This is a genomic window from Microbacterium sp. CSI-V (assembly GCF_001984105.1).
GTDB lineage: Bacteria > Actinomycetota > Actinomycetes > Actinomycetales > Microbacteriaceae > Microbacterium.
In genome coordinates this window covers 406,167-426,640 of record NZ_MTQM01000008.1, presented here as the reverse complement: position 1 = coordinate 426,640, position 20,474 = coordinate 406,167, and the positions used below count along the sequence as shown (strand labels likewise).

The 20,474-nt window shown below is 71.9% G+C and carries 17 protein-coding genes and 1 pseudogene; 8 read left to right on the top strand and 10 right to left on the bottom strand.

All coding sequences use genetic code 11. The annotated features are described in order from the left end of the window. Positions 1 to 8: 8 nt before the first annotated feature. Positions 9 to 497 carry a DUF1990 family protein gene (locus CSIV_RS08610; protein ID WP_077050977.1) on the bottom strand — a complete coding sequence of 163 codons (489 nt, stop codon included), beginning with the start codon at positions 495 to 497 and terminating at the stop codon, positions 9 to 11. 91 nt (positions 498 to 588) lie between these two features. Here CSIV_RS08610 and CSIV_RS08605 point away from each other — a divergent pair, with 91 nt between their 5' ends. From CSIV_RS08605 to CSIV_RS08595, 3 genes are read left to right on the top strand one after another with little or no spacing between them, the layout of a single operon-like run. Further along, positions 589 to 1,803 (top strand): molybdopterin molybdotransferase MoeA, encoded by a 1,215-nt coding sequence (locus CSIV_RS08605; protein WP_175627585.1) that lies wholly within the window; start codon positions 589 to 591, stop codon positions 1,801 to 1,803. Further along, positions 1,800 to 2,384, top strand: coding sequence for a molybdenum cofactor guanylyltransferase (gene mobA, locus CSIV_RS08600; protein WP_077050975.1), 585 nt, complete (start codon positions 1,800 to 1,802; stop codon positions 2,382 to 2,384). The genes CSIV_RS08605 and mobA overlap by 4 nt, the downstream gene beginning before the upstream one ends. After that, entirely contained in the window at positions 2,381 to 2,650 is a 270-nt protein-coding gene (locus CSIV_RS08595) for a DUF6457 domain-containing protein (RefSeq protein WP_077050974.1), read from the top strand. The genes mobA and CSIV_RS08595 overlap by 4 nt, the downstream gene beginning before the upstream one ends. A 13-nt stretch (positions 2,651 to 2,663) precedes the next feature. Here CSIV_RS08595 and CSIV_RS08590 read toward each other — a convergent pair whose 3' ends face one another. The 3 genes from CSIV_RS08590 to CSIV_RS08580 all read right to left on the bottom strand — a co-directional run bounded on the left by CSIV_RS08590 (position 2,664) and on the right by CSIV_RS08580 (position 4,555). Continuing rightward, a complete protein-coding gene (locus CSIV_RS08590) occupies positions 2,664 to 3,059 on the bottom strand; it encodes a type II toxin-antitoxin system VapC family toxin (protein WP_077050973.1) in 396 nt (131 codons plus the stop codon). Further along, a complete protein-coding gene (locus CSIV_RS08585; RefSeq protein WP_077050972.1) occupies positions 3,056 to 3,298 on the bottom strand; it encodes a type II toxin-antitoxin system Phd/YefM family antitoxin in 243 nt (80 codons plus the stop codon). Before CSIV_RS08585 ends, CSIV_RS08590 begins: the two co-directional genes overlap by 4 nt. Before the next feature lie 75 nt (positions 3,299 to 3,373). Further along, positions 3,374 to 4,555, bottom strand: coding sequence for a citrate/2-methylcitrate synthase (locus tag CSIV_RS08580; RefSeq protein WP_077050971.1), 1,182 nt, complete (start codon positions 4,553 to 4,555; stop codon positions 3,374 to 3,376). Positions 4,556 to 4,607: 52 nt separating this feature from the next. On the opposite strand from CSIV_RS08580, the gene CSIV_RS08575 reads away from it, so the two are divergent. Then, a complete protein-coding gene (locus tag CSIV_RS08575; RefSeq protein WP_077050970.1) occupies positions 4,608 to 5,702 on the top strand; it encodes a citrate synthase in 1,095 nt (364 codons plus the stop codon). Positions 5,703 to 5,845: 143 nt separating this feature from the next. On the opposite strand, the gene CSIV_RS08570 is transcribed toward CSIV_RS08575, so the two are convergent. From CSIV_RS08570 to CSIV_RS08545, 6 genes are read right to left on the bottom strand one after another with little or no spacing between them, the layout of a single operon-like run. Continuing rightward, complete coding sequence (locus CSIV_RS08570; RefSeq protein ID WP_077050969.1) at positions 5,846 to 8,803, bottom strand: glycoside hydrolase family 2 TIM barrel-domain containing protein; 2,958 nt, start codon at positions 8,801 to 8,803, stop codon at positions 5,846 to 5,848. Then, positions 8,800 to 9,555 carry a glucosamine-6-phosphate deaminase gene (locus tag CSIV_RS08565; RefSeq protein ID WP_238592354.1) on the bottom strand — a complete coding sequence of 252 codons (756 nt, stop codon included), beginning with the start codon at positions 9,553 to 9,555 and terminating at the stop codon, positions 8,800 to 8,802. Before CSIV_RS08565 ends, CSIV_RS08570 begins: the two co-directional genes overlap by 4 nt. Continuing rightward, the gene (locus CSIV_RS08560) at positions 9,552 to 10,448 is read right to left on the bottom strand and encodes a carbohydrate ABC transporter permease (RefSeq protein ID WP_083735068.1); all 897 of its coding nucleotides are present in this window, start codon (positions 10,446 to 10,448) and stop codon (positions 9,552 to 9,554) included. The genes CSIV_RS08565 and CSIV_RS08560 overlap by 4 nt, the downstream gene beginning before the upstream one ends. Continuing rightward, entirely contained in the window at positions 10,445 to 11,413 is a 969-nt protein-coding gene (locus CSIV_RS08555) for a carbohydrate ABC transporter permease (RefSeq protein ID WP_238592353.1), read from the bottom strand. Before CSIV_RS08555 ends, CSIV_RS08560 begins: the two co-directional genes overlap by 4 nt. Continuing rightward, positions 11,410 to 12,684 (bottom strand): ABC transporter substrate-binding protein, encoded by a 1,275-nt coding sequence (locus CSIV_RS08550; RefSeq protein ID WP_077050968.1) that lies wholly within the window; start codon positions 12,682 to 12,684, stop codon positions 11,410 to 11,412. Before CSIV_RS08550 ends, CSIV_RS08555 begins: the two co-directional genes overlap by 4 nt. A gap of 39 nt (positions 12,685 to 12,723) precedes the next feature. Then, on the bottom strand, positions 12,724 to 13,728 hold the full coding sequence (locus CSIV_RS08545) for a carbohydrate kinase family protein (protein WP_077050967.1): 1,005 nt from the start codon (positions 13,726 to 13,728) through the stop codon (positions 12,724 to 12,726). Between the two features lie 130 nt (positions 13,729 to 13,858). Here CSIV_RS08545 and CSIV_RS08540 point away from each other — a divergent pair, with 130 nt between their 5' ends. The 4 genes and pseudogenes from CSIV_RS08540 to CSIV_RS08525 all read left to right on the top strand — a co-directional run bounded on the left by CSIV_RS08540 (position 13,859) and on the right by CSIV_RS08525 (position 20,362). Then, positions 13,859 to 14,605, top strand: a complete 747-nt coding sequence (locus tag CSIV_RS08540) for a DeoR/GlpR family DNA-binding transcription regulator (protein ID WP_083735067.1) — start codon at positions 13,859 to 13,861, stop codon at positions 14,603 to 14,605. Beyond that, the gene (locus CSIV_RS08535) at positions 14,602 to 15,942 is read left to right on the top strand and encodes a family 4 glycosyl hydrolase (protein ID WP_077050966.1); all 1,341 of its coding nucleotides are present in this window, start codon (positions 14,602 to 14,604) and stop codon (positions 15,940 to 15,942) included. Before CSIV_RS08540 ends, CSIV_RS08535 begins: the two co-directional genes overlap by 4 nt. Positions 15,943 to 16,026: 84 nt before the next feature. Next, a pseudogene (locus tag CSIV_RS08530) lies at positions 16,027 to 19,103 on the top strand (alpha-mannosidase). Continuing rightward, entirely contained in the window at positions 19,100 to 20,362 is a 1,263-nt protein-coding gene (locus tag CSIV_RS08525; protein ID WP_083735066.1) for an MFS transporter, read from the top strand. Before CSIV_RS08530 ends, CSIV_RS08525 begins: the two are co-directional and overlap by 4 nt. Positions 20,363 to 20,474: the final 112 nt, after the last annotated feature.

Sequence of the window (20,474 nt, the reverse complement as noted above, 5' to 3'; positions counted from 1 at the left end):
CCCCGTTCTCAGCGCGTCGGGGAGTCGAGGGTGCAGAGGTACCGCTGGGTCATGTGGCGCTGCACGAGACGGTTCACCGGCCACGCGAGGCGCGTGAACCAGCGGCCCGGACGCGAGAACGCCGTGATCGTGAAGGTCACCTCTCCCGAGGGGGCCAGGGTCAGTTCGAACCGTTCCTCGCCGCTCTCGGGGTGCCCGGGCAGTGAACCGTAGGCGAAACCGGCGTGGTCGTCGTCGCGCTCCGCCCACACGACCAGACACGGGATGCCGAACGGCCCCAGCCGCATGTCGATCCGGGTCCCGACGCGCAGCGGCGTCTGCGACAACCGCACGGTCGCTCCCGCCCGCCGCTGCACCGCTCCGCACAGGAGCGCGTCGGCGGCCTGCTCGAACGCCACCCGACCGCGACCGATCACGCGTTCCGCGCGCACGTGGTGATACCCCGGCGGCAGCCGCCCCGCCGTCGCCCCGATCTCGGGGTAGGTCAGGTCGCTCATGCCGCACACGGTACTCGCGCGCGGCCGTCGCGGGCGAGGCTTGCGAACAGGACCGGGCCGGATGCCAGGACCCGCCGCCTACGCTGAGGGGATGCCTGTGATCGCGGTCTCCGCGCACCTCGCCGCGATCCTCTCCGCGGTCGTTCCGCTCCCGGCTGAGGAGCGACCTCTCGAACACGCCCGCGGCCGAGTGCTGCGGCATCCGGTGCACGCGGCCGTCGACGTGCCGGGCTTCGACAACTCGGCCATGGACGGGTTCGCCGTGCGGGTCGACGACGTCGCGACCGTCCCCGTCGCGCTGCGGGTGGTGGCCGACCTGCCGGCGGGGACGCCGCAGAATCCAGCCCTGGGGCCCGGCGAAGCCGTGCGGATCATGACCGGTGCTCCCGTGCCGACGGATGCCACGGCCGTCGTCCCCTTCGAGGACACCCGTCTCGGCCTCGACGGGTCGCTGTCCGAGACCGAGGTGCTGATCGCCCCGCCCGGGCCCGGTGCCCACATCCGCCGCCGCGGGTCGGACACGCCCGCCGGCGCCGTGATCGCCCCCGCCGGTGTGCGGCTGACCGCGGCGCGGATCGCGGCGATCGCGGCATCCGGAACCGCGTCCGTCGACATCGCCCGGGCGCCGAGGGTCGCCGTGATCTCGACCGGGTCGGAACTCGTCGCGCCCGGGATGCCGCTGCGGTACGGGCAGATCCCGGAGTCGAACAGCTACCTGCTCGCGGGTCTCGCCGAGGAGGCGGGGGCCGAGGTCGTGCTCCGCGCCAGCATCGCCGACGAGGGCGACGGACCGCGGACATCGATCGCCGAGGCCGAGCGGCTCGGGGCGGACGTCGTCGTGTTCTCGGGCGGGGTGAGCGCGGGCGCGTACGAGGTCGTGAAGAACAGCCTGGGCGACCTGCTGTCGTTCGTGCAGGTCGCGATGCAGCCCGCGCGGCCGCAGGGCTTCGGGCGGACGGCCGCGGGAACCCTCGTGTTCGGTCTGCCGGGCAACCCGGTGAGTGCGGCGGTGTCGTTCGAGGTGTTCGTCCGCCCCGCGCTGCGCGCCTTGGAGGGGGACTCCGGCGAGGACCGCACGGTCGTCCGGCTACCGCTCGCCGAGGGGTGGCGGGTGCGCGCCGACCGGGTGCAGTACGTCCCCGTGCGGCTCGACCGGACCGATCCCGCCGCGTGGCGCGCCGTGCCGCCCGCGCCCGGCACCCGCGGCTCCACCCGCGGTCTCGGCGACGCGGACGGCTACGCCGTGATCCCGCCGGGCGAGCGCGACCTCGAGCCCGGCGACCTCGTCGAGGTGCGGGTCGGATGAGCCTCGACGCGATCCTGCTCGCGGGAGGCCGGGCCGCCCGTGTCGGTGGAGCGCGGAAACCCCTGTTCCGGCTCGACGGAGAGACGCTCCTCGCCCGTGCCGTGGCCGCGGCCCGGGGCGTCGGGGCCGCGCGGATCGTCGTCGCCGCGCCGGTCCTCGCGCCCGACCTCGACGTGATCTGGGTGCGCGAGGATCCGCCGTTCGGCGGTCCCGTCGCCGGGACCGTCGCGGCACTCGCCGCGGTCGAGGCCGACGAGGTGCTGCTGCTCGCGTGCGACCTCGTCGACCCGGCGGCCGCGGTCGGTGCGCTCCCGTCGATCCCCGGCGGCGCCGACGGAGTGTGCCTGGCCGAGGGCGGCCGACCCCAGTGGCTCACGGGCCGGTACCGGATTGCGGCGCTCCGCGCGGCGGCATCCACGGTTCCCGGGGGCGGGCGGGATGCCGCGATGCGGACGCTCCTCGGGGGCTTGCGGATCGCGTTCGTCGACGCGGCCGCGGCTCTGTCGCGCGACATCGACACGTGGGACGATCTGACGGCGGTCGGAGGCTCGGCCGCGAGCGAGCCCGAGGAGGAGCCGTGACCGAATCCCGCACCCTGCCGCCCGAGGCGCTGAACGAGTGGAGCGCCGCGCTCGCCGAGCGCTTCGGCCTCGCCGAGGGCGATGTGCCCATCTCGATGATCCTCGACCTGGCGCGCGACGTCGCGAACGGCGTGGCTCGGCCGGCCGCGCCGTTGAGCGCGTTCGTCGCGGGTCTCGTCGCGGGCCGCGCCGGGGGGACGCCCGCCGACACCGAGGCCGCGGTCGCCGCGGTGGTCGAGCTGGCGAAGGGGTGGAACGCGGGCTGAGCGCCGGGCGGTGTCATCCACCGCCGATCACGTCTACTGCCAGACCGCCCGAGGCGCCCGCGAGGCGCGCATCGTTGGTCCAGAACGCGGTGCACCTCACGCGCTGGGCGACGGCGAGGTGCAGCGCGTCCGCCGTCTGCAGTCCGCGGTACCGCGCCCGAAGCCGAGCGGCGCGGAGATAGTCGTCATCGTCGATGGGGAGGAGCTCGAAGCGGTCGAGGGCGTTCCACATCTGCGCCTGTGGCAGTGCGTCTCCCTCTCGCATCGGGCCGACGAGCGCCTCGAGCATCACCAGCGGGCTCGTCGCGAGCGGCTCGTCGGAACCGGCGAGAGCTTCACGGGCTCGGCTCCCGACGCTGTCATCGCGCTCGACGGCGTAGATGACGAGACAGCTGTCGACGTAGATCACGCCCTGTTCTCGGCGATCACGGCCTCGATCTCATCGACCGGACGCGCCAGGTCAGGAGTCAGGGGGTTCTCCGCGAGCCATTGCGCGAAGGCGTTGCTCGCCCGTCGCGGCTCGGGGGCGATCGGCACGATCCGCGCGACAGGGATACCCCGTCGTGCGATCATGACCTCGACGCCGGACTCGGCGTCGGCGATGAGCCGCGAGAGGTGGTTCCGGGCCTCCAGGACGTTGTACATCATGCCCGGCAACCTAGCCAGGTCCCTGGTGAGGACGAGCGCGAAGGCGGACGCTTTCACCTCCGGCCGCCCGAAACTTCACGTCCCGACGTACTCGCCGCGCGGACGCAGCCGCATCGCGGGCTCGGCGTACTCGGCGGCGATGTGGGCGATCCACCCGGCCGTCCGCCCGACGACGAAGATCGTGGCCGCGGTGTCCTCGGGAAGCCGGGCCGCCGAGGCGAGCGCCGCCAGAGCCAGGTCGACGTTCGGCGCGAGGCGCGCGCGATCGGCGACGACCTCCTGCAGCCGGCGCACGGCATCCATCGTCCCCTCGCCGTCGGGCAGGGTGGCGAGGAGCGGGAACAGGGCGTCGGCCCGATCGTCGACGCTGTCGTAGAGCGGGTGACCGAACCCCGGGATGCCATTGCCCTCCTGCAGCGCCTCGGCCAGGGCCCGTTCCGGCTCCAGGCCGCGACGGACCCGGGCCAGCAGGCGGGCGGTGCGGGTCGCCGCGGAGACGTGGAGAGGGGAATCGGCGGCGCCGAGCGCCGCGCTGACCGCCGCGTACCCGTCGGCGCGTGCGGAGGCCGCGACGCGCGCCGCGAAGGTCGATACCGCCAGATCGTGGTCGATGAGCAGGACGAGGGCGGCGTTGACGGCGGCGACGACCGGAGCCGACGGGCCGGGGATCCAGGCGGTGACGAGGGAGCGCGCGAGATCGGGGTGCGGGTGCCCGCCGAGGGCGACGGGGAGCCCGGTGAGGAGGGTCCAGCCGATGCGATACGCCGTTTCGGGGCTCGCCTCGCGGCGCAGCGGATCGTCGGCGGCGAAGCCCGTCAGGGCCGCGCGCAGTCGGTCCATCGGACCCGTGTGGAGCGGCAGCGCCTGCACCATCGCGCGCGCGGAGCCGATCGCGGTGTCGGGCGCGTCGACGCGCTCGGCATCCCACAGCCACGCGACGACCTTGGCGAACGGGCGGCCGATCAGGTCGCGGGCGCGACGACCGCGGTAGAGGAGCTCGCCGTCCTCGATGTCGGCCACATCGGTGCGGATCACCCCGAGGGGCAGACCGGTCGTCGGGTGCGCGGGCGTGTGCGCGGCCGTGCGCCGACGCGCGGCGGCGAACGCCTCGACCTCGAGCGCGTCGAACGTCGACCCGCGCGCGTCGCGGTCGCGCGCGAGCAGGCCGCGCGAGACGTAGGCGTACAGCGTCGCGGGCTTGACGCCGAGGCGGGAGGCGGCCTGGGCGGCGGTGAGACGAGGAAGTGACGGCGGCACATTGATCCGATCAACGTTGACGGTGGGAACATCATGTTCGCACACTGAGCGCATGAGCGAGCTGATCGATGTCCCCCGCGGACTGACCGGGGTCGTAGCGGCCGAAACCGCCATCGGCGATGTGGACGGCGAGGCCGGCATGTACCACTACCGCGGAATCCCGGCGGTGGATCTCGCGCGCGAGCGCACGTTCGAGGACGTGTGGCACTTGCTGGTCGTGGGTGAGCTTCCGGATGCGACGACCCGGGCATCCTTCCTCGACCTGGTCGCGCAGGCCGCCGCCCACCCCGCCGTCGACCGTGTCGTCGAGACCGTGGTGGCCCGCACCGACGACCCGCTCACCGCGCTGCGCGCGGCCTGGCCGCTGCTGGCATCCGCTCGGGGAACCCGTCCGCTGTACGACCTCGACGAGCGCGGGCGGCTCGACGACGCGATCGCCTTCGCGGCGGTCGCCCCGCGCGTGATCGCCGCCGTCGCCCGCGGCGCCGACCCCGGCCCGACGGGGCCGGTCGTCTCCGGCTACCTCGCCGCGCTCACCGGCATCCATCCCGATCCCGCGCACGAGCGCGCGCTGACGGCGTACCTCATCGCCGCGATGGACCACGGCTTCAACGCCTCGACGTTCACCGCGCGGGTCATCGCCTCGACCGGCGCGGACATGGCCGCGTGCCTCACCGGCGCGCTGGGGGCGCTGTCCGGACCGCTGCACGGCGGAGCGCCGGCGCGGTCGCTGGAGAGCCTCGACCGCGCGGGTGACGACCCGGAGTCGTGGATCCGCGCCGAGCTCGCCGCCGGCCGTCGGCTGATGGGCTTCGGCCACGCGGTGTACCGCACGACCGACCCGCGTTCCGCGCTGCTGCGCGCGGTCGCCGAGAGCTTCGGCGGACCGCGCGTTGCGCAGGCTCTGGCGTTCCAGGGCACGGCCGAGAGGCTCCTCGCCCAGCACAAGCCCGACCGGCCGCTGCACGCCAACGTCGAGTTCTACGCCGCCGTCGTCATGGAGGAGTGCGGCATCCCTCCCGAGATGTTCACGCCGACGTTCGCCCTGGCCCGGACCGTCGGGTGGACGGCGCACGTCCTGGAGCAGGCGCGCGACCCGAAGATCATCCGGCCGTCCGCGCGGTACGTCGGGCGGTCGCCCGCGTAGGTCGCTGGGGCGCCTGTCCTGACGTTGAGTGTCCAAGACACGCCGCATCCCGGCCGCGCGATGCGGCGTGTCTTGGACACTGAGCCGTGAGGCCAGCGGCCATCGGGGTCGCACGTCCTGGACACTCGACAGCAGCCGGGGGCTTACGAGAACACCACCGTCCACGACACCGCGCGGGGCCACAGGGCGTAGCGGGGGAGCACGTCCGGACCGCACGCGCGCGAGCCGAGACCATGCTGTGCGGCGTCGAGGTACAGCCACAGCCCGCGCGACGGCGGCAGTTCGTGGGCGTGCGCGATCCCGGTGCGCTCCTGCGCGGTGTGGCGCTGGAGCTGGAAACCGGGCAGGCCGGTCGACCCCGAGGCGACGGCGCGCAGGTGCAGCGGGCCGAGATCGAGCGCGCGCAGGCCCGGTCGGTGCCCGCTCTCCTGCGGCCGCCCGTACGCGACGGTGAGGTCATCGACGGATGCCGAGAACCGGCCCACGTACGCGGCCTCGGCGCTGTCGGCGTAGGACTCGGCGGGCCCTGTTCCGAACCACTCCACGGGGTCGTCCGCGACCGCGGAGGGCAGCCCGAAACGTGCTCCGACCCGCGGCCACGTGCAGTCCCACGGTCCGAAAGGGCGGATGTCGGTGTGCAGCCGCAGGCCGTCGCCGTCGAGCGCCCACGTGAAGGTGGTCTCGATGCCCTGTGCGCTGTGCGCCGCCATGGACCGGACACGCTGCACGAGTCCCTGGTCGGTGCGGTCGACCGACAGCACACGGTGTTGGAGACGGTCGAGCCCCCGTTCGAGCCAGCGCACCGACGAGGCGGGGGTCAGCTCGTCGCCACGGCCGTGGGTGAGCACGGGGTCGGACGTCTCGTAGGATCCCTGGCCGTCGAGCTGGTCGTTCTCGGTGGGCGCGCGCCACAGCTCCGGGACGGGTCCCGACACGTCGATGCCCCTCCACTGCACTAGCCCGCCGCGGCGGTCGAACACCGCGTCGCCGAGTGCATCGCCGTCCCACGTCGCGGTCCCGCGACGGCGCGGGTGCGCGGGGATCGACCGCAGCACTGCCTGTGCCCGCGACACGACATGACCGGCCGCGCCCCACGGCGGTGCCTCGCGCCACACGGCCTCGAGGGTGATCCAGCGTTCCGTCGCGGCATCCGGGAGCTCGTCGACCGGCAGGTCGATCGTCCCCTCTTCGCCCGGCGCGAGCGGGGGCAGGGTCACGACACCGCCAGCGATGCGGACGCCGTCGTCTTCGACCCGCCAGTGCAGGTCGAGGTGGTCCGTGCCGAGCGTGTGCTGTCGGTTGCGCACGTGCCACGAGCGGCCGCCGAGATGGTCGAGCGCGATCGGTGTCCACACCGCGGCGAGCTCACCGAGGCCGGGCGAGGGTGTGCCGTCCGACAGGACGAGGCCGTCCATGAGGTAGACGCCGTCGTGCACGGGCTCTCCGAAGTCGCCGCCGTACGCGAAGTACTCGGTGCCGTCCACGGTGCGGGTGCGGATGCCGTGGTCGCGCCACTCCCACACGAATCCGCCGTGCAGGCGCGGGTACTTCTCGACGAGCGCCTCGTAGTCCGCGAGGGAGCCGGGTCCGTTTCCCATCGCGTGCGCGAACTCGCACAGGACGAACGGCTTCGCGCGCTGGCGTGCCCCCTCCGCCGGTCCGATCTCGTGGACGGCCATCGTCTGCTCGCCGCAGACCGAGGCGATTTCCTCGAGCGTCGGATACATGCGCGAGTACACGTCGGTGTACGCCCCGCCGTAGTCGCCCTCGTAGTGGATCGGGCGGGTGTCGTCGCGCTCGCGGATCCAGCCCGCCATCTCGGCGAGGTTGCGCCCGGTGCCCGACTCGTTGCCGAGCGACCACATCACGACGCTCGCGTGGTTCTTGTCGCGTTCGACGGTGCGGCGCGCGCGGTCGAGGCACGCGGCGCGCCAGGCGGGGTCGTCGGCGGGATTGCCCGTCCACTCGACGTCCCAGAAGCCGTGCGTCTCGAGGTCGCATTCCAGCACGACCCAGAAGCCGAGCTCATCGGCGAGTTCGAGGACGCGCGGGTGCGGGGGTTGGTGGGCTGTGCGGATCGCGGTGATGTTGTGGCGGCGCACGAGGGCGAGCTCGCCGCGCACGTAGTCCTCGTCGAAGACGCGTCCCCGGTCGGGGTCGGTCTCGTGCCGGTTGACGCCGCGAAAGATCAGCGGACGCCCGTCGGCGAGGAGCCGGTCGCCGACGATCTCGATGCGGCGGAACCCGACGCGCAGGCGCACGGTCTCGGCATCCGTCGACACCTCGACGTCGTAGAGGCGCGGGGTCTCGGCGGTCCACGCGTCGACCGCGTCGATCGGCAGCGGCATCACCTCGTCCGCGGAGGCCCACGTCTCGTCGACACCGAGCTCGGGGACGCGCACGGTCACCGGCCAGCCGCCGCGCGGCTGCACGTCGAGCACGCCGGCGCCGGTGGAAGGATCGCGGTCGCCGCGCACGAACACGTCGTCGAGACCGTTCGCGGGCCGGCCCTGCAGCGAGACGCTCCGGAAGATGCCGGGGAGCCACCACTGGTCCTGATCCTCGAGGTAACTCGCGGCCGACCACTGGTGCACGCGCACGGCGAGCACGTTCTCACCGTCCACGAGGTGGTCGGTGACGTCGAACTCCGTCATGAGACGGCTCCCGGTGAACCAGCCGATCTCCGTGCCGTTGAGCCACACCGTCGCGAGCGACTCCACGCCCTCGAAACGCAGCAGCGTGCGCCCACCCGGGCAGAACTCGGGATGCCAGTCGAAGACGCGCCGATGATCCCCGGTGGGGTTGTGGTCGGGGACGTGGGGCGGATCGAGCGGGAACGGGTAGCGGATGTTCGTGTATGTGGGATGCCCATGCCCGTGCAGCACCCAGTGCGAGGGCACGGGGATCGTGTCCCACCCGGCGATGTCGGCGTCGACGGCGACGAACGGCGGAGGGCCGTCGAGGTCGTCTGCGGGGTCCGCGTCGTGCAGGCGGAACGCCCAGTCGCCGTCGAGGCTCTGGGCGGGCGCGTCCGAACGCAGCCAGGCGCGCGGGGGCAGGCGGGTGTCGGATCCGGGGGTCGGATCGCCGAGGTGGCTCATCGGTCCTCTCGAAGGGCATCGGGATCGGCCACGACGGTGACGTCGGGATGCCGCTGCAGGAACGACGCGGGATTGTCGGCCGTGACGGGGCCGAGGAGGGCGGAGCGCAGAGCGGCGGCCTTGGCGGCGCCGGAGGCGACGAGCACGATCCGGCGGGCCGCGAGGATCGTTGCGACGCCCTGGGTCATCGCGTGCGTCGGCACCCGGGCGAGATCGCCGTCGAAGTGCTCGGCGTTGGCCCGGCGAGTGCTCTCGTCGAGCGTGACGACGCGCGTGCGGGTGTCGGCATCCGATCCCGGCTCGTTGAACCCGATGTGACCGTTGCGCCCGATGCCGACGATCTGCAGGTCGACTCCTCCCGCCTCGGCGATCGCGCGCTCGTAGGCCGCGGCATCCGCGGCGGTCGACCCGCTCGGCACGCGCACGTGCGCGGCCGGGATGCCGAGCGGCTCGGCGATCACCGAACGGACGTACGCCGCGTACGAGCGGGGGTCGTCGTCGGGCAGCCCGACGTACTCGTCGAGCGCGAACAGGCGCAGGCCCTCGGTCGCGAGTCCCTCGGCGCGCCGCCGGATGAGCGCGGCGTACAGTGCGAGCGGCGATGACCCGGTGGCCACGCCCAGCACGCCGTCGGGGGCGACGGTGGCGACGACACCCGCGGCGACGTCGCCGATCTCCTCCGGAGCGCAGACGACCACGCGGGTGGTCGCGGAGACGGGGGCGAGGCCGGTCGGAAGGGTGACCCCGGTCACTTGATCGCACCCTTGGCGATGTCGCCGATGAACTGGCGCGCCCCCAAGAGGAAGACGACCAGCAGCGGCAGGACGGCGAGCAGCGCGCCCGCCATGACCATGCCGTAGTCCTGGCCGAACGCGGTGTTCAGCTGCGCCATCGCGACCTGCAGGGTCACCTGGTTCGGGTTCGTCAGGACGACCAAGGGCCAGAGGTAGTCGTTCCAGGCGGCGATGAAGGTGAAGATGCCGAGGAAGCCGAGACCCGGGCGGATGAGCGGCAGGCACACCGTGAACCACTGGCGGAAGAAGCCCGCGCCGTCGAGCACCGAGGCATCCATCAACTCGTCGGGGATCGACGACACCATGTACTGGCGCAGCCAGAAGATGCCGAACGCGTTCGCCGCGGCCGGCACGATGAGCGCCTGCAACTGACCGACCCATCCCAGGTTCGTCATCGTGATGAACTGCGGGATCACGGCGAGCTGCATGGGCAGCATGAACGTCACGAGCGTGATCGTGAAGAGCGTCCGGCGCAGGGGGAACTCGAACTTCGCGAACGCGAAGGCCGCGAGCGAATCGAAGACGAGCACGAGGAACGTCACGCTGCACGCGACGATGACGGTGTTCAGCAGCGAGCCCGCGAAGTCGATCCGCGAGAACACCGCGCCGATGTTGTCGAACAGGCGCGGGCCGGGGATGAACGTCGGCGGCGTCGTGTAGATGTCGCTCGTCGAGTTGCTGGCCATGACCACCAGCCAGTACAGCGGGAAGAGCGAGATGATCGCGCCGAAGGTCAGGCCGCCGTAGAGCAGCACGCGCCCCGGGGTCGCCTTGCGCCGCCGGCGGAGGGGAACGCCGGCGGTGGTGATGTGCTCGGTGACCGTGGCGGGCGGGGGCGTGGTGACGGTCATGCGCGGGCCTTGTCTTCCTTCTTGCCGGCCGTGAAGCGCCAGCTGATGATCGTGAAGATGACGACGATGAGGAAGACTCCCCAGGCGATCGCGGCGCCGTAGCCGAAGCGGTTGTAGCTGAAGGCCTGCTGGTAGAAGTACAGGACCATCGTGAGGCCGCCCTGCCCGGCGCCGCCGCTGTTCGGGTTCGTCGTGCTGGAGCTCGCGGTGAGCACCTGGGCCTCGGTGAAGCTCTGCATGCCGGTGACGGTCGAGACGACGAGCACGAAGATGATGGTGGGGCGCAGGAGCGGCAGCGTGATCGAGAAGAAGCTGCGGATGGGGCCGGCGCCGTCGAGCTTGGCGGCCTCGTACACTTCGCCGCCGATGGACTGCATCCCGGCGAGGAAGATGATCGCGTTGTACCCGGTCCACTGGTACGTGATGAGGATCGAGATCGTCAATTGGATGCCGAAGGGCGTCGACAGCCACTGCACGCCGGGCAGACCGATCGCGTGGAGGAACGAGTTGGCCAGACCGAAGTTCTCTCCGAAGATCGAGCCGAAGAGCACCGCCATCGCCACGACGGAGGTGATGTTGGGCACGAAGTAGGCGATGCGGAACGCGGTGCTGAACCGCACGGCGTTGTTGAGCATCGCGGCGATGGCGATCGCGATGGCGAGCATCGGGAACGTCGACAGCGCGAAGATGATGAACGTGTTGCGGACCGACAGCCAGAACGTGGGGTCGGTGAACAGGCGCGTGTAGTTGTCGATCCCGGTCCAGTGCGCCGCGCCGAGCCCGTTCCAGTCCTGGAACGACAGCACGAGCGAGTACAGCGTGGGGAAGATGCCGAAGCCGAGGAACAGCAGGAAGAAGGGGGCGATGGCCACGTACATCGGCCAGTGCCGCTTGAGTCCCCGGCCCCGGGGGCGCGCGCTGGGGCGCACCCCCGAGGCCGTCATGACGCGCGTGGCGGATGTCACTTAGAGCGCTCCCACACCTGCTGGGCGGCGGCCAGGGCGTCGTTCCAAGCCTGCTGCGGGTCCTTGCCCTGCGACTGCACGTTGGCGAGCTCCGTGATGAAGGGCGCCTGGAGCTCGTTGTCGATCGGGCTGGTGTAGCTGATCGGCATCTTCTCGGAGGCGGCCTTGAAGACGTCCGTGGTCACCTGGCCCCCGAAGAAGGCGTCCGGCTCCTGCAGCGCGGGCTGTTCCAGCGCCTTGCTCGAGGAGGGGAAGTTGCCGACCTCGGTGTAGGTCGTGGCCTGGTTCTCGGGCGAGAGGAGGTAGTCGACGATCTTGACCGCCTCGTCCTTGTTGCCCGTGGCAGCGGGGATCGTCAGGAACGAGCCGCCGACGTTGGCGGGCCCGCCGGGCATCGCCGTGACGTTCCACTTGCCCGAGGTGTCGGGAGCGTTGCTCTTGAGGTCGCCCTGGTACCAGGCGGCACCGAGAAGCGTCGGGAGCGATCCGTTGTTGACGGCGGCGGCCCAGTCGGGGCTGCCGTCCTGGATGCCGGCGACGAGGCCGCGCTGGTTGGCTTCGATCGCGGTGTCCCAGGCCTTCTTGACCTGAGCGCTGTCCCCGAGGAATTCCCCGTCCTGCGAGACCATCTTCGTTTCGCCCTGGCCCATGACCTTGGTGAAGACATCCTCGAGTGAGACCTCGAGGTAGGCGCCCGTGGCGGCCTTGAGCTTCTCTCCGAACGCGAAGTAGTCCTCCCACGTCGAGGTGGCGGCGGCCACCTCGGCCGGGTCGGTCGGCAGGCCCGCTGCTGCCAACACGTCGGTGCGGTAGTACAGCGCGGTGGGACCGATGTCGGTGGGCAGGCCGATGAGCTTGCCGTCGGCGGTGGTGGCCTCGGCGAGCTTCCAGGCGGGGAAGTCCGCGAGCTGGTCGTCGATGCCGAGCGTCTTGAGGTCGGTGAAGAGGTCGGCCTGCTGCAGGAAGTAGGGCATGTCCTCGCCCTTGATCCCCGTGATGGAGGGGATGCCGCTGCGACCGGTGAAGACGGTGACGAGCTTCTGCTTGACGTCGTCGCCGATCGTGGTCACCTCGAGCTTCGCGTCGGGGAACTGCGTCTTGGCGGAGTCGACGACGGACTCGCCGAGGCCGCCGGGCCACGTCCACAGGGTGAGGGGGCCGTCGGACGAGCCGCCGGCGCCACCGGAGCAGGCGGAGAGGGAGAGGGCTGCGACAGCGGCGACGGCGACGGTGCCGAGCGCGCGTCGGCGGCGCGGGGTGAGGGTCGTCATGGGTGGGTCACTCCTTGATTCGGGTGGGAGGTGCGGGGGTCAGGGGACGGGCGTGGGGGCGGCGTCGAACGGGAAGGCGCCGTCGTGCAGCGCGTCGCGGAGGAAGGCGAAGCGCGCGGGGTCGGCGGCTCCGGGGTGGGCGTCGAGCCAGGGCACGAGTTCGTCGAGTCGCGGGGAGGCGGCGGCGCCACCGGGGCGGGACACGGTGACCGCGGCGACGAGCGTGGCGAAGTCGACGCGTTCGCGCAGCGCCCACGCGGTGAGTTCGGCCGCGGCGAGGGCGCCGCCGAAGACATCGCCGGCGCCGGTGGCATCCAGGAAATCGATCCGGACGGCGCCGACCTCGATCTCCTCGCCGGTCGAGGAGTCGACGGCGATCGCGCCGTGTCCGCCGCGGGTGACGACGCTGAGCGGCACCCGCTCGGCGAGGGCGCGGGCGGCGGCGCGGGCGTCGTCGCGGCGCGTGTAGGCGCGGGCCTCGGCTTCATTCGGCAGGAAGGCGTGGCATCCGTCGAGGACCGAGAGGACGTCGGGGTCCCAGTTCTCGTCGGCGTCCCAGCCGATGTCGGCGAAGACCTTCGTGCCTCGAGCAGCACGCTCGCGCACCCAGTCGGAGACCGACGCGTCGATGTGGACGGCGGCGACCGGGGTGACCGGGGCGGTGGCAAGGACGGATGCCAGGGGGGCAGCGGGACGCCCGCCGGTGACGAGCGCGCGGTCGCCGCCGTAGCCGAGGGCGGTGGTGACGGGGAGGTTCCAGTCGGCGCGCTCGTGCAGGTCGGCGGCGATGCCCTCGTCGGTCAGGCGTTCGCGCACCAGGTGCGAGAACGCGTCGACGCCCACGTCGGCCGTCAGGGCGGTCGGCACCCCGAGGCGGGCGGCGGCGATGGCGTAGTTGGCGATGCCGCCGGGACCCCAGCCGAACGCGGGGGTCCAGTGCTCCTCGCCGAGACGCGGCGCGTCGGCCAGATCGGCGAAGACGAGGTCGAGGAAGAGCTGACCCGCCGTCAGGAGGCGGGGCGTGGGACCGGATGCAGCTGTCATCGGCCCCTCCTCTCTGCGGTGACGACCGGGGCGTTGCACCGTTTATAGCACTGAGCGATCAGGAACGCGCAAATTTTTGCGTGTAAACATTTTGTTACTGAGCGATTTTGAGCGCTATGGTGATCGCATCATGAAAGACGTGAGAGACCGCGAGATCCTCCAGCACCTCCGCACCGCGCGTGCGGCGACGGTCGCCGAGCTCGCCGACGCCACCGGTTCGAGCATCGCCACGATCCGCCGCGACCTGCAGCGCCTCGACGACGCCGGACTCCTCCGCCGCACCCACGGGGGCGCGGTGATGAGCGAGGGCGACGCCCCGTTCGCCACCGTCGAGCCCGTGAACCGCGAGGGCAAGGAACGCATCGCACGCGCGGCCGCCGAGACCGTCCGAGATGGCCAGGCCGTCATCCTCGACGTCGGGACGACGACCCTGCAGCTCGCGCGTCTCCTGCGCGGGCGTGCGATCACCGTCATCACGAACAACCTCGCGATCTACGACGTGCTGCGCGACGAGCGCGAGACGCACCTCGTGCTGCTGCCCGGCGACTACGACCCCGTGTACCGCAGCGTCGCCGGCCATCTGACGACCGAGTCCCTGCGCCTCATCCGCGCCGACCACGCCTTCCTCGGAGTCAGCGGCATGTCGCCGGAAGGCGACCTGCGCGACACCACGCTCGCTCAGGTCCCGATCAAGCAGGCCATGCTCGCCGCGTGCGACGCGGCGACCGTGCTGGCCGACCACAGCAAGTTCCCCGGCAGCGGCGCCGGACGTATCGCCCTGCCCCTCGCCCTGCGGCGGCTCATCACGGATGCGCCGCTCGAGGGCCCGATCGTCGAGTCCCTGGGCCGACGGAATGTCGAGATTGTGACCGCATGAAGCTTGCCATGATCGGTGGCGGAGGATTCCGCACCCCCTTGGTGTATCGCGCCCTGCTGCTGGACCGCGACCCCGGGCGCGTCGACGAGGTCGCCCTCATCGACACCGACGGCGCTCGCCTCCGCACGATGGCGCGCATCCTCGCCGACCAGGCATCCGACTTCCCCGACGCGCCGCGCGTGAGTGTCCACACCGATGCCGAGGAAGGCCTGCGCGGAGCGGACTTCGTCTTCTCCGCCATCCGCGTGGGCGGCATGGCGGGCCGCGCGACCGACGAGCGGATCGGTCAGTCGCACGGCGTCATCGGCCAGGAGACGGTCGGCTTCGGCGGCATCTCCTACGCGCTGCGGACGCTGCCCGTGGCGATGAGGCTCGCCGAGCTGATCCAGCGCGTCGCCCCGGACGCGTGGGTCATCAACTTCACCAACCCCGCCGGGGTCGTCACCGAGGCCATGGGGCGGGTGCTGGGCAAACGCGTGATCGGCATCTGCGACTCGCCGATCGGTCTCGCCCGTCGCGCGCTCGGCGCCCTCGGCATCCGGGATTCCGCCGACGTCGAGATCGAGTACGCCGGGCTCAACCACCTCGGCTGGCTCACCGCCCTCCGCCGTGACGGGGTCGACCTCCTCCCCGAACTGCTCGCCGCTCCCGAGCGCATCGAGTCGTTCGAGGAAGGCGCCCTGTTCGGAGCCGATTGGATCCAGACCCTCGGTGCGCTCCCGAACGAGTACCTGCACTACTACTCGTACCGCCGTGACGTGCTCCAGGCCGACCAGTACGCCGCGACCACCCGCGGCCGCTACCTGCTCGACCAGCAGGCCGACTTCTGGGTCGACGCGGCGACGGCCCCGCACCCGCACGCCGCGTGGGAGGCCTGCCGTCACGAGCGCGAGGTCACCTACATGGCGACCAACCGCGACTCCGCCGGCATGGGCGACCGGGACGAGGACGACCTCGTCTCGGGCGGCTACGAGAACGTGGCGATCGCCCTCATGCGCGCGATCGCCTACGACCAGTCGGCGCGTCTCATCCTCAACGTCCCCGGTGGCGGCGTGCTCGCCGGCCTGGATGCCGAGGCCGTCGTCGAGGTTCCCTGCATCGTCGGGGCCGACGGCCCGCGCCCCATCGCCAGCGCGACCCTCCCGGCGTACGGGCAGGGTCTGGTCACCACGGTGAAGTACGTCGAGCGGCAGACCATCGAGGCGGCGCTCCACGGATCCCGCGCCGCTGCGCTGCGCGCGCTCGCGCACCACCCGCTCATCGACTCGGTGCGCGTGGCCCGCGCGCTGCTCGACGACGCCGCGTCGAGCTTCACCGATCTGTCCTACCTCCGCTGAACCCGGGGGCGCGGCGCCGACCCGAACCGCGCCGCGTCCCCGCACCACGTCCTCACCCTCACGAAGCCCGAAAACGGAGACACCGTGCACCAGAACCTCACGCTCGTCGAAGAGCGCATCCACCGCGTTCTCACCGAGCGCATCGTTCCCGCCGTCTACTCGGCGCGTGTCCCCGTCGCGCTTTCGGCCTGGACGGTGCCCGACGAGCCGGTCCCGGCATCCGAAGCGCTCGCCGCCGAGTACACGCCCTTCGCCGTCGGCGACAGCTGGGGCCGCGCGTGGTCGACGTGGTGGTTCGAGGTCACCGGGCAGATCCCGGCCGAGTGGGCCGGTCGCACGGTCGAGCTGCTGCTGGACCCCGGGTTCCAGGGCGACTGGCCCGGCAACCAGGCCGAGGCCCTGGTCCACACGCCCGACGGCGTGCAGGTGAAGGGCATCCACCCCCGCAACCACTACGTGCGTCTGGCTGAAGAGGCCGTCGGTGGGGAGCCCGTGCACTTCTTCGTCGAGGCTGCCGCCAACCCCGACATCCTCAAGAACGACTTCGTGCCCACCGTGTTCGGCTCGAAGAAGACCGCCCCCGAGACACCGATCTACACCTTCCGCACCGCCGAGCTCGCGGTGTTCGAGCCCGAGGTGTGGGCGCTGCAGTTCGATGTCGAGGTGCTGTACCAGCTGCTGAAGGAGCTGCCCGAGACGGAGCCCCGGCGCCACGAGGTGCTGCGCGCCCTCGAGAGGGCACTGAACGTGCTGCGCCTCGACGACATCGTCGGCACCGCCGCCGCCGCCCGCGCCGAGCTGGTCGACGTGCTGTCGCGCCCGGCATCCGCCTCGGCCCACCGACTGTCGGGCATCGGACACGCGCACATCGACACCGCGTGGCTGTGGCCGATCCGCGAGACCAAGCGGAAGACGGCCCGCACGTTCTCGAACGTGCTCGCGCTCGCCGAGCAGTACCCCGACTTCCGCTTCGCGGCGTCCTCCGCGCAGCAATACGCCTGGGTCAAGGAGCGCTACCCGCACGTCTGGGAGGGCATCAAGGCCGCGATCGCCAAGGGCAGTGGATCGTCGTCGGCTCGCAGTGGGTGGAGCCCGACGGCAACCTCCCCGGCGGCGAGGCCATGGTGCGTCAGATCACGCAGGGCATGCGGTTCTTCCGCGACGAGCTCGACGTCGAAACGCACGGCATCTGGTTGCCCGACTCGTTCGGCTACACCGCGGCCTTCCCGCAGATCGCGAAGCTCGCGGGTCTCGACTGGTTCCTCACGCAGAAGATCTCGTGGAGCCAGACCAACAAGTTCCCCCACCACACCTTCTGGTGGGAGGGCATCGACGGCTCGCGGATCTTCACGCACTTCCCGCCGATCGACACCTACAACTCCACTCTCGAGGGCGAGGAACTGCACCACGCCGTGCGCCAGTTCCGCGACAAGGGCGTGGCGACCACCTCGCTCGTGCCCTTCGGCTACGGCGACGGCGGCGGCGGGCCCATCCGCGAGATGATGGAACGCCAGCGCCGGGTCGAGTCGCTCGAGGGCTCGCCCCGTGTCGAGATCGAGCATCCCGACGACTTCTTCGCCGCAGCGCAGGCCGAGTACCCCGACGCCCCCGTGTGGGTGGGCGAGCTGTATCTGGAGCTCCACCGCGGCACCTTCACCTCGCACGCTCGCGAGAAGCGCGGCAACCGCGAGGCCGAGCACCGTCTGCGCGAGGCCGAGCTGTGGTGGACCGCCGCGGCGCTGAAGGGTGCCGACTACCCCTACGAGACGCTCGACCGTCTGTGGCAGGGCGTCCTGCTGCAGCAGTTCCACGACATCCTCCCCGGATCTTCGATCCAGTGGGTGCACGAGCAGAACGAAGAGGACTACGCGGCAGCCCTCGCCGAGCTCGACCGCTCCATCGCCGATGCGCTGGCGGCCGCGGGTCTGTCGGGTGCGGTCGTGAACTCCGCCGACCACGCGCGCCGGTCTCTGGCCCTGGATGCCGCGGGCACCCCGCTCGCGCTCGTGGAGACGCCCGCGCTGGGCGTGGCATCCCTCGTCCCCGTCGCCCCCGCGAACCCCGTGGCCGCGCGACGCGACGGCGACGACATCGTCCTCGAGAACGGTCTGGTGCGCGTGCGGCTCGACGCGCGCGGGCTCGTCACGTCGATCGTCGACCTGGTCGAGGGGCGTGAGCTCGTACCCGCCGGACGTGCCGCGAACCTGCTGCGCCTGCACCAGGACCTTCCGAACGCGTGGGACGCGTGGGACATCGACGCCCACTACCGGAACACGTTCGACGACCTGGACACCGCGGACTCGGTGGAGCTCACCGTCGACGGGGACCTGCGCGCCCGCGTGCTCGTGACGCGCACCTTCGGCACGTCGCGCCTGACCCAGACGATCGGGGTGAACGCCGACGACGTGCGGGTGCACTTCGCGGTCGACCTGGACTGGAACGAGCGCGAGAAGCTGCTCAAGGCCTCGCTGCCGTTCGTCGTGCACGCCCACCACCACAGCGCCGAGATCCAGTACGGGCACGTCCGCCGCGCGACCCACACGAACACGTCGTGGGAAGACGCGAAGTTCGAGGTCATGGCGCACCGGTGGGTGCACGTCGAGGAGCCCGGCTACGGCATCGGCGTCACCAACGACGCCACCTACGGCCACGACATCACCCGCACCGTCGGGGCGTCGGGCGAGGTGGAGACCGAGGTGCGTCTCAGCCTCGTGCGCGCGGCGAACTCGCCCGACCCGATCCAGGATGCCGGCCACCACACGTTCGCGTACGCGGTGCACCCCGGAGCCGACATCGCCGCCGTCGTGGCATCCGGTTACGAGCAGAACCTGCCGCTGCGTCGCCCCGCGGTCGACGGCGTCGTCGTCGAGCCGTGGAGCGTGCTGCGGTCGACCGACGAAGGCGTGCGGATCGAGGCCGTGAAGCTCGCCGACGATCGCTCGGGCGACGTCATCGTGCGGGTCTACGAGGCGCTGGGGCGCCGCGCGGCCACGATCCTCGTTCCGGGGTTCGCCGTGGCATCCGTCGACGAAGTAGATCTGCTCGAGCGGCCCCTGCGCGACGACATGGCGCACGCGCGGCACCTGGCGCACGAGGGCGACGGCATCGCGCTCGAGCTGCGACCCTTCCAGGTCGTGACTCTGCGCCTCACGCGCGGATGACGGACGTCGTCGCGCAGGCCCCCGCAGCGCGCGACGGGGGCCTGCGCATCGGCGTGCTCGTCGTGTGGGGTGTCGGGGTTCTCGCGTACATCGTCTCGATCGTGAACCGCACGTCGCTCGCGGCTCTCGGGCTCGAGGCGGCGGACCGGTTCGCGATCACCGCCGCGACGCTGTCGCTGCTGGCCGTCGTGCAGCTCGGCATCTACGGCGCCCTGCAGCTGCCCGTCGGGCTCCTGCTCGACCGGTTCGGTGCGCGGGTCGTGCTGACGGTCGGAATGGTCGTGATGGCGGGAGCGCAGGTGCTGCTGGCCGTCGCGCCGGACGTCGGTGTCGCGATCGCCGCGCGACTTCTCATGGGCGCCGGCGAGGCCGCGATCTTCCCCGGACTGCTGCGGGTGATCGGGATGCGCTTCCCCCGGGGGCTCGCACCCACCGCGGTGCAGGTCACCGGGCTCATGGGTCAGTTCGGCCAGATCATCAGCGTCGTGCCCTTGGCGGCCCTCGTGGGGCTCGCCGGCTGGACCTCGGCGTTCCTCTCGCTCGCAGGGGTGACGGGGGTGGTGGGAGTGCTGGTCGTGGTGGTCGTGCGCGAGAGCCGTCCCGCGGCCGTGGTGCGCACCCCCGTCCTCCGCTCGGTGGGCACGGCGTGGCGGTCGCCCGGCACCCGCCTGGCGTTCTGGGTGCACTTCGTGACCTCCTTCTCAGGCAACGCGTTCGCGATCCTGTGGGGCTTCCCGTTCCTGGTGGCGGGACAGGGCCTGGATGCCGCGACGGCGGGCACCCTCTTCTCGGTCTACGTCGTGTGCGGCATCGTGTTCGGGCCGATCGTCGGCGCCCTGTCCGGCCGGTTCCCCCGCGCGCGCACGACGCTCGTGCTCACGCTCGTCGGGGTGCAGGCGGCGTCCTGGGCTGCGGTCCTGGCGTTCCCCGACCGCGCGCCGCTGCCGCTGCTCGTCGCGCTCGCCGCCGCGATGTGCGTCGGGGGCCCGGCATCCATGGTCGCGTTCGACATCGTGCGCGACCACAACCCGCCGGAGCTGCTCAGCACCGCGACCGGGGTGGTCAACGGTGCGGGCTTCCTCTCCAGCATCCTGGTGATCCTGTTGATCGGTGCCGCCCTCACTGTGCAGGCGGGCGGGTATTCGCCCGCGGCTTTCCGCCTCGCGGAGCTGGTCCAGTTCCCGTTCTGGGCCCTGGGGATCCTCCTCGTGCTACGGGCGCATCGGATCGTGCGCCGCGCGGCGGCCGAGCGGGGCTGAACCCGGCCCCCGCCGGGCGCCGCTCCGGGGCGCCCGGACGTTGAGTGTCCAAGACACGCCGCATCGGCACCGCGCCATTCGGCGTGTCTTGGACACTGAACTGCCGACCCGG

Bases quoted from the DNA above. Each gene is read 5' to 3' on its own strand.
- CSIV_RS08540 (WP_083735067.1), top strand. From the start codon at position 13,859: ATGAAAGACGTGAGAGACCGCGAGATCCTCCAGCACCTCCGCACCGCG.
- mobA (WP_077050975.1), top strand. From the start codon at position 1,800: ATGAGCCTCGACGCGATCCTGCTCGCGGGAGGCCGGGCCGCCCGTGTC.
- CSIV_RS08525 (WP_083735066.1), top strand. From the start codon at position 19,100: ATGACGGACGTCGTCGCGCAGGCCCCCGCAGCGCGCGACGGGGGCCTG.
- CSIV_RS08570 (WP_077050969.1), bottom strand. From the start codon at position 8,803: ATGAGCCACCTCGGCGATCCGACCCCCGGATCCGACACCCGCCTGCCC.
- CSIV_RS08535 (WP_077050966.1), top strand. From the start codon at position 14,602: ATGAAGCTTGCCATGATCGGTGGCGGAGGATTCCGCACCCCCTTGGTG.
- CSIV_RS08560 (WP_083735068.1), bottom strand. From the start codon at position 10,448: ATGACCGTCACCACGCCCCCGCCCGCCACGGTCACCGAGCACATCACC.
- CSIV_RS08610 (WP_077050977.1), bottom strand. From the start codon at position 497: ATGAGCGACCTGACCTACCCCGAGATCGGGGCGACGGCGGGGCGGCTG.
- CSIV_RS08545 (WP_077050967.1), bottom strand. From the start codon at position 13,728: ATGACAGCTGCATCCGGTCCCACGCCCCGCCTCCTGACGGCGGGTCAG.
- CSIV_RS08585 (WP_077050972.1), bottom strand. From the start codon at position 3,298: ATGATGTACAACGTCCTGGAGGCCCGGAACCACCTCTCGCGGCTCATC.
- CSIV_RS08550 (WP_077050968.1), bottom strand. From the start codon at position 12,684: ATGACGACCCTCACCCCGCGCCGCCGACGCGCGCTCGGCACCGTCGCC.
- CSIV_RS08605 (WP_175627585.1), top strand. From the start codon at position 589: ATGCCTGTGATCGCGGTCTCCGCGCACCTCGCCGCGATCCTCTCCGCG.
- CSIV_RS08575 (WP_077050970.1), top strand. From the start codon at position 4,608: ATGAGCGAGCTGATCGATGTCCCCCGCGGACTGACCGGGGTCGTAGCG.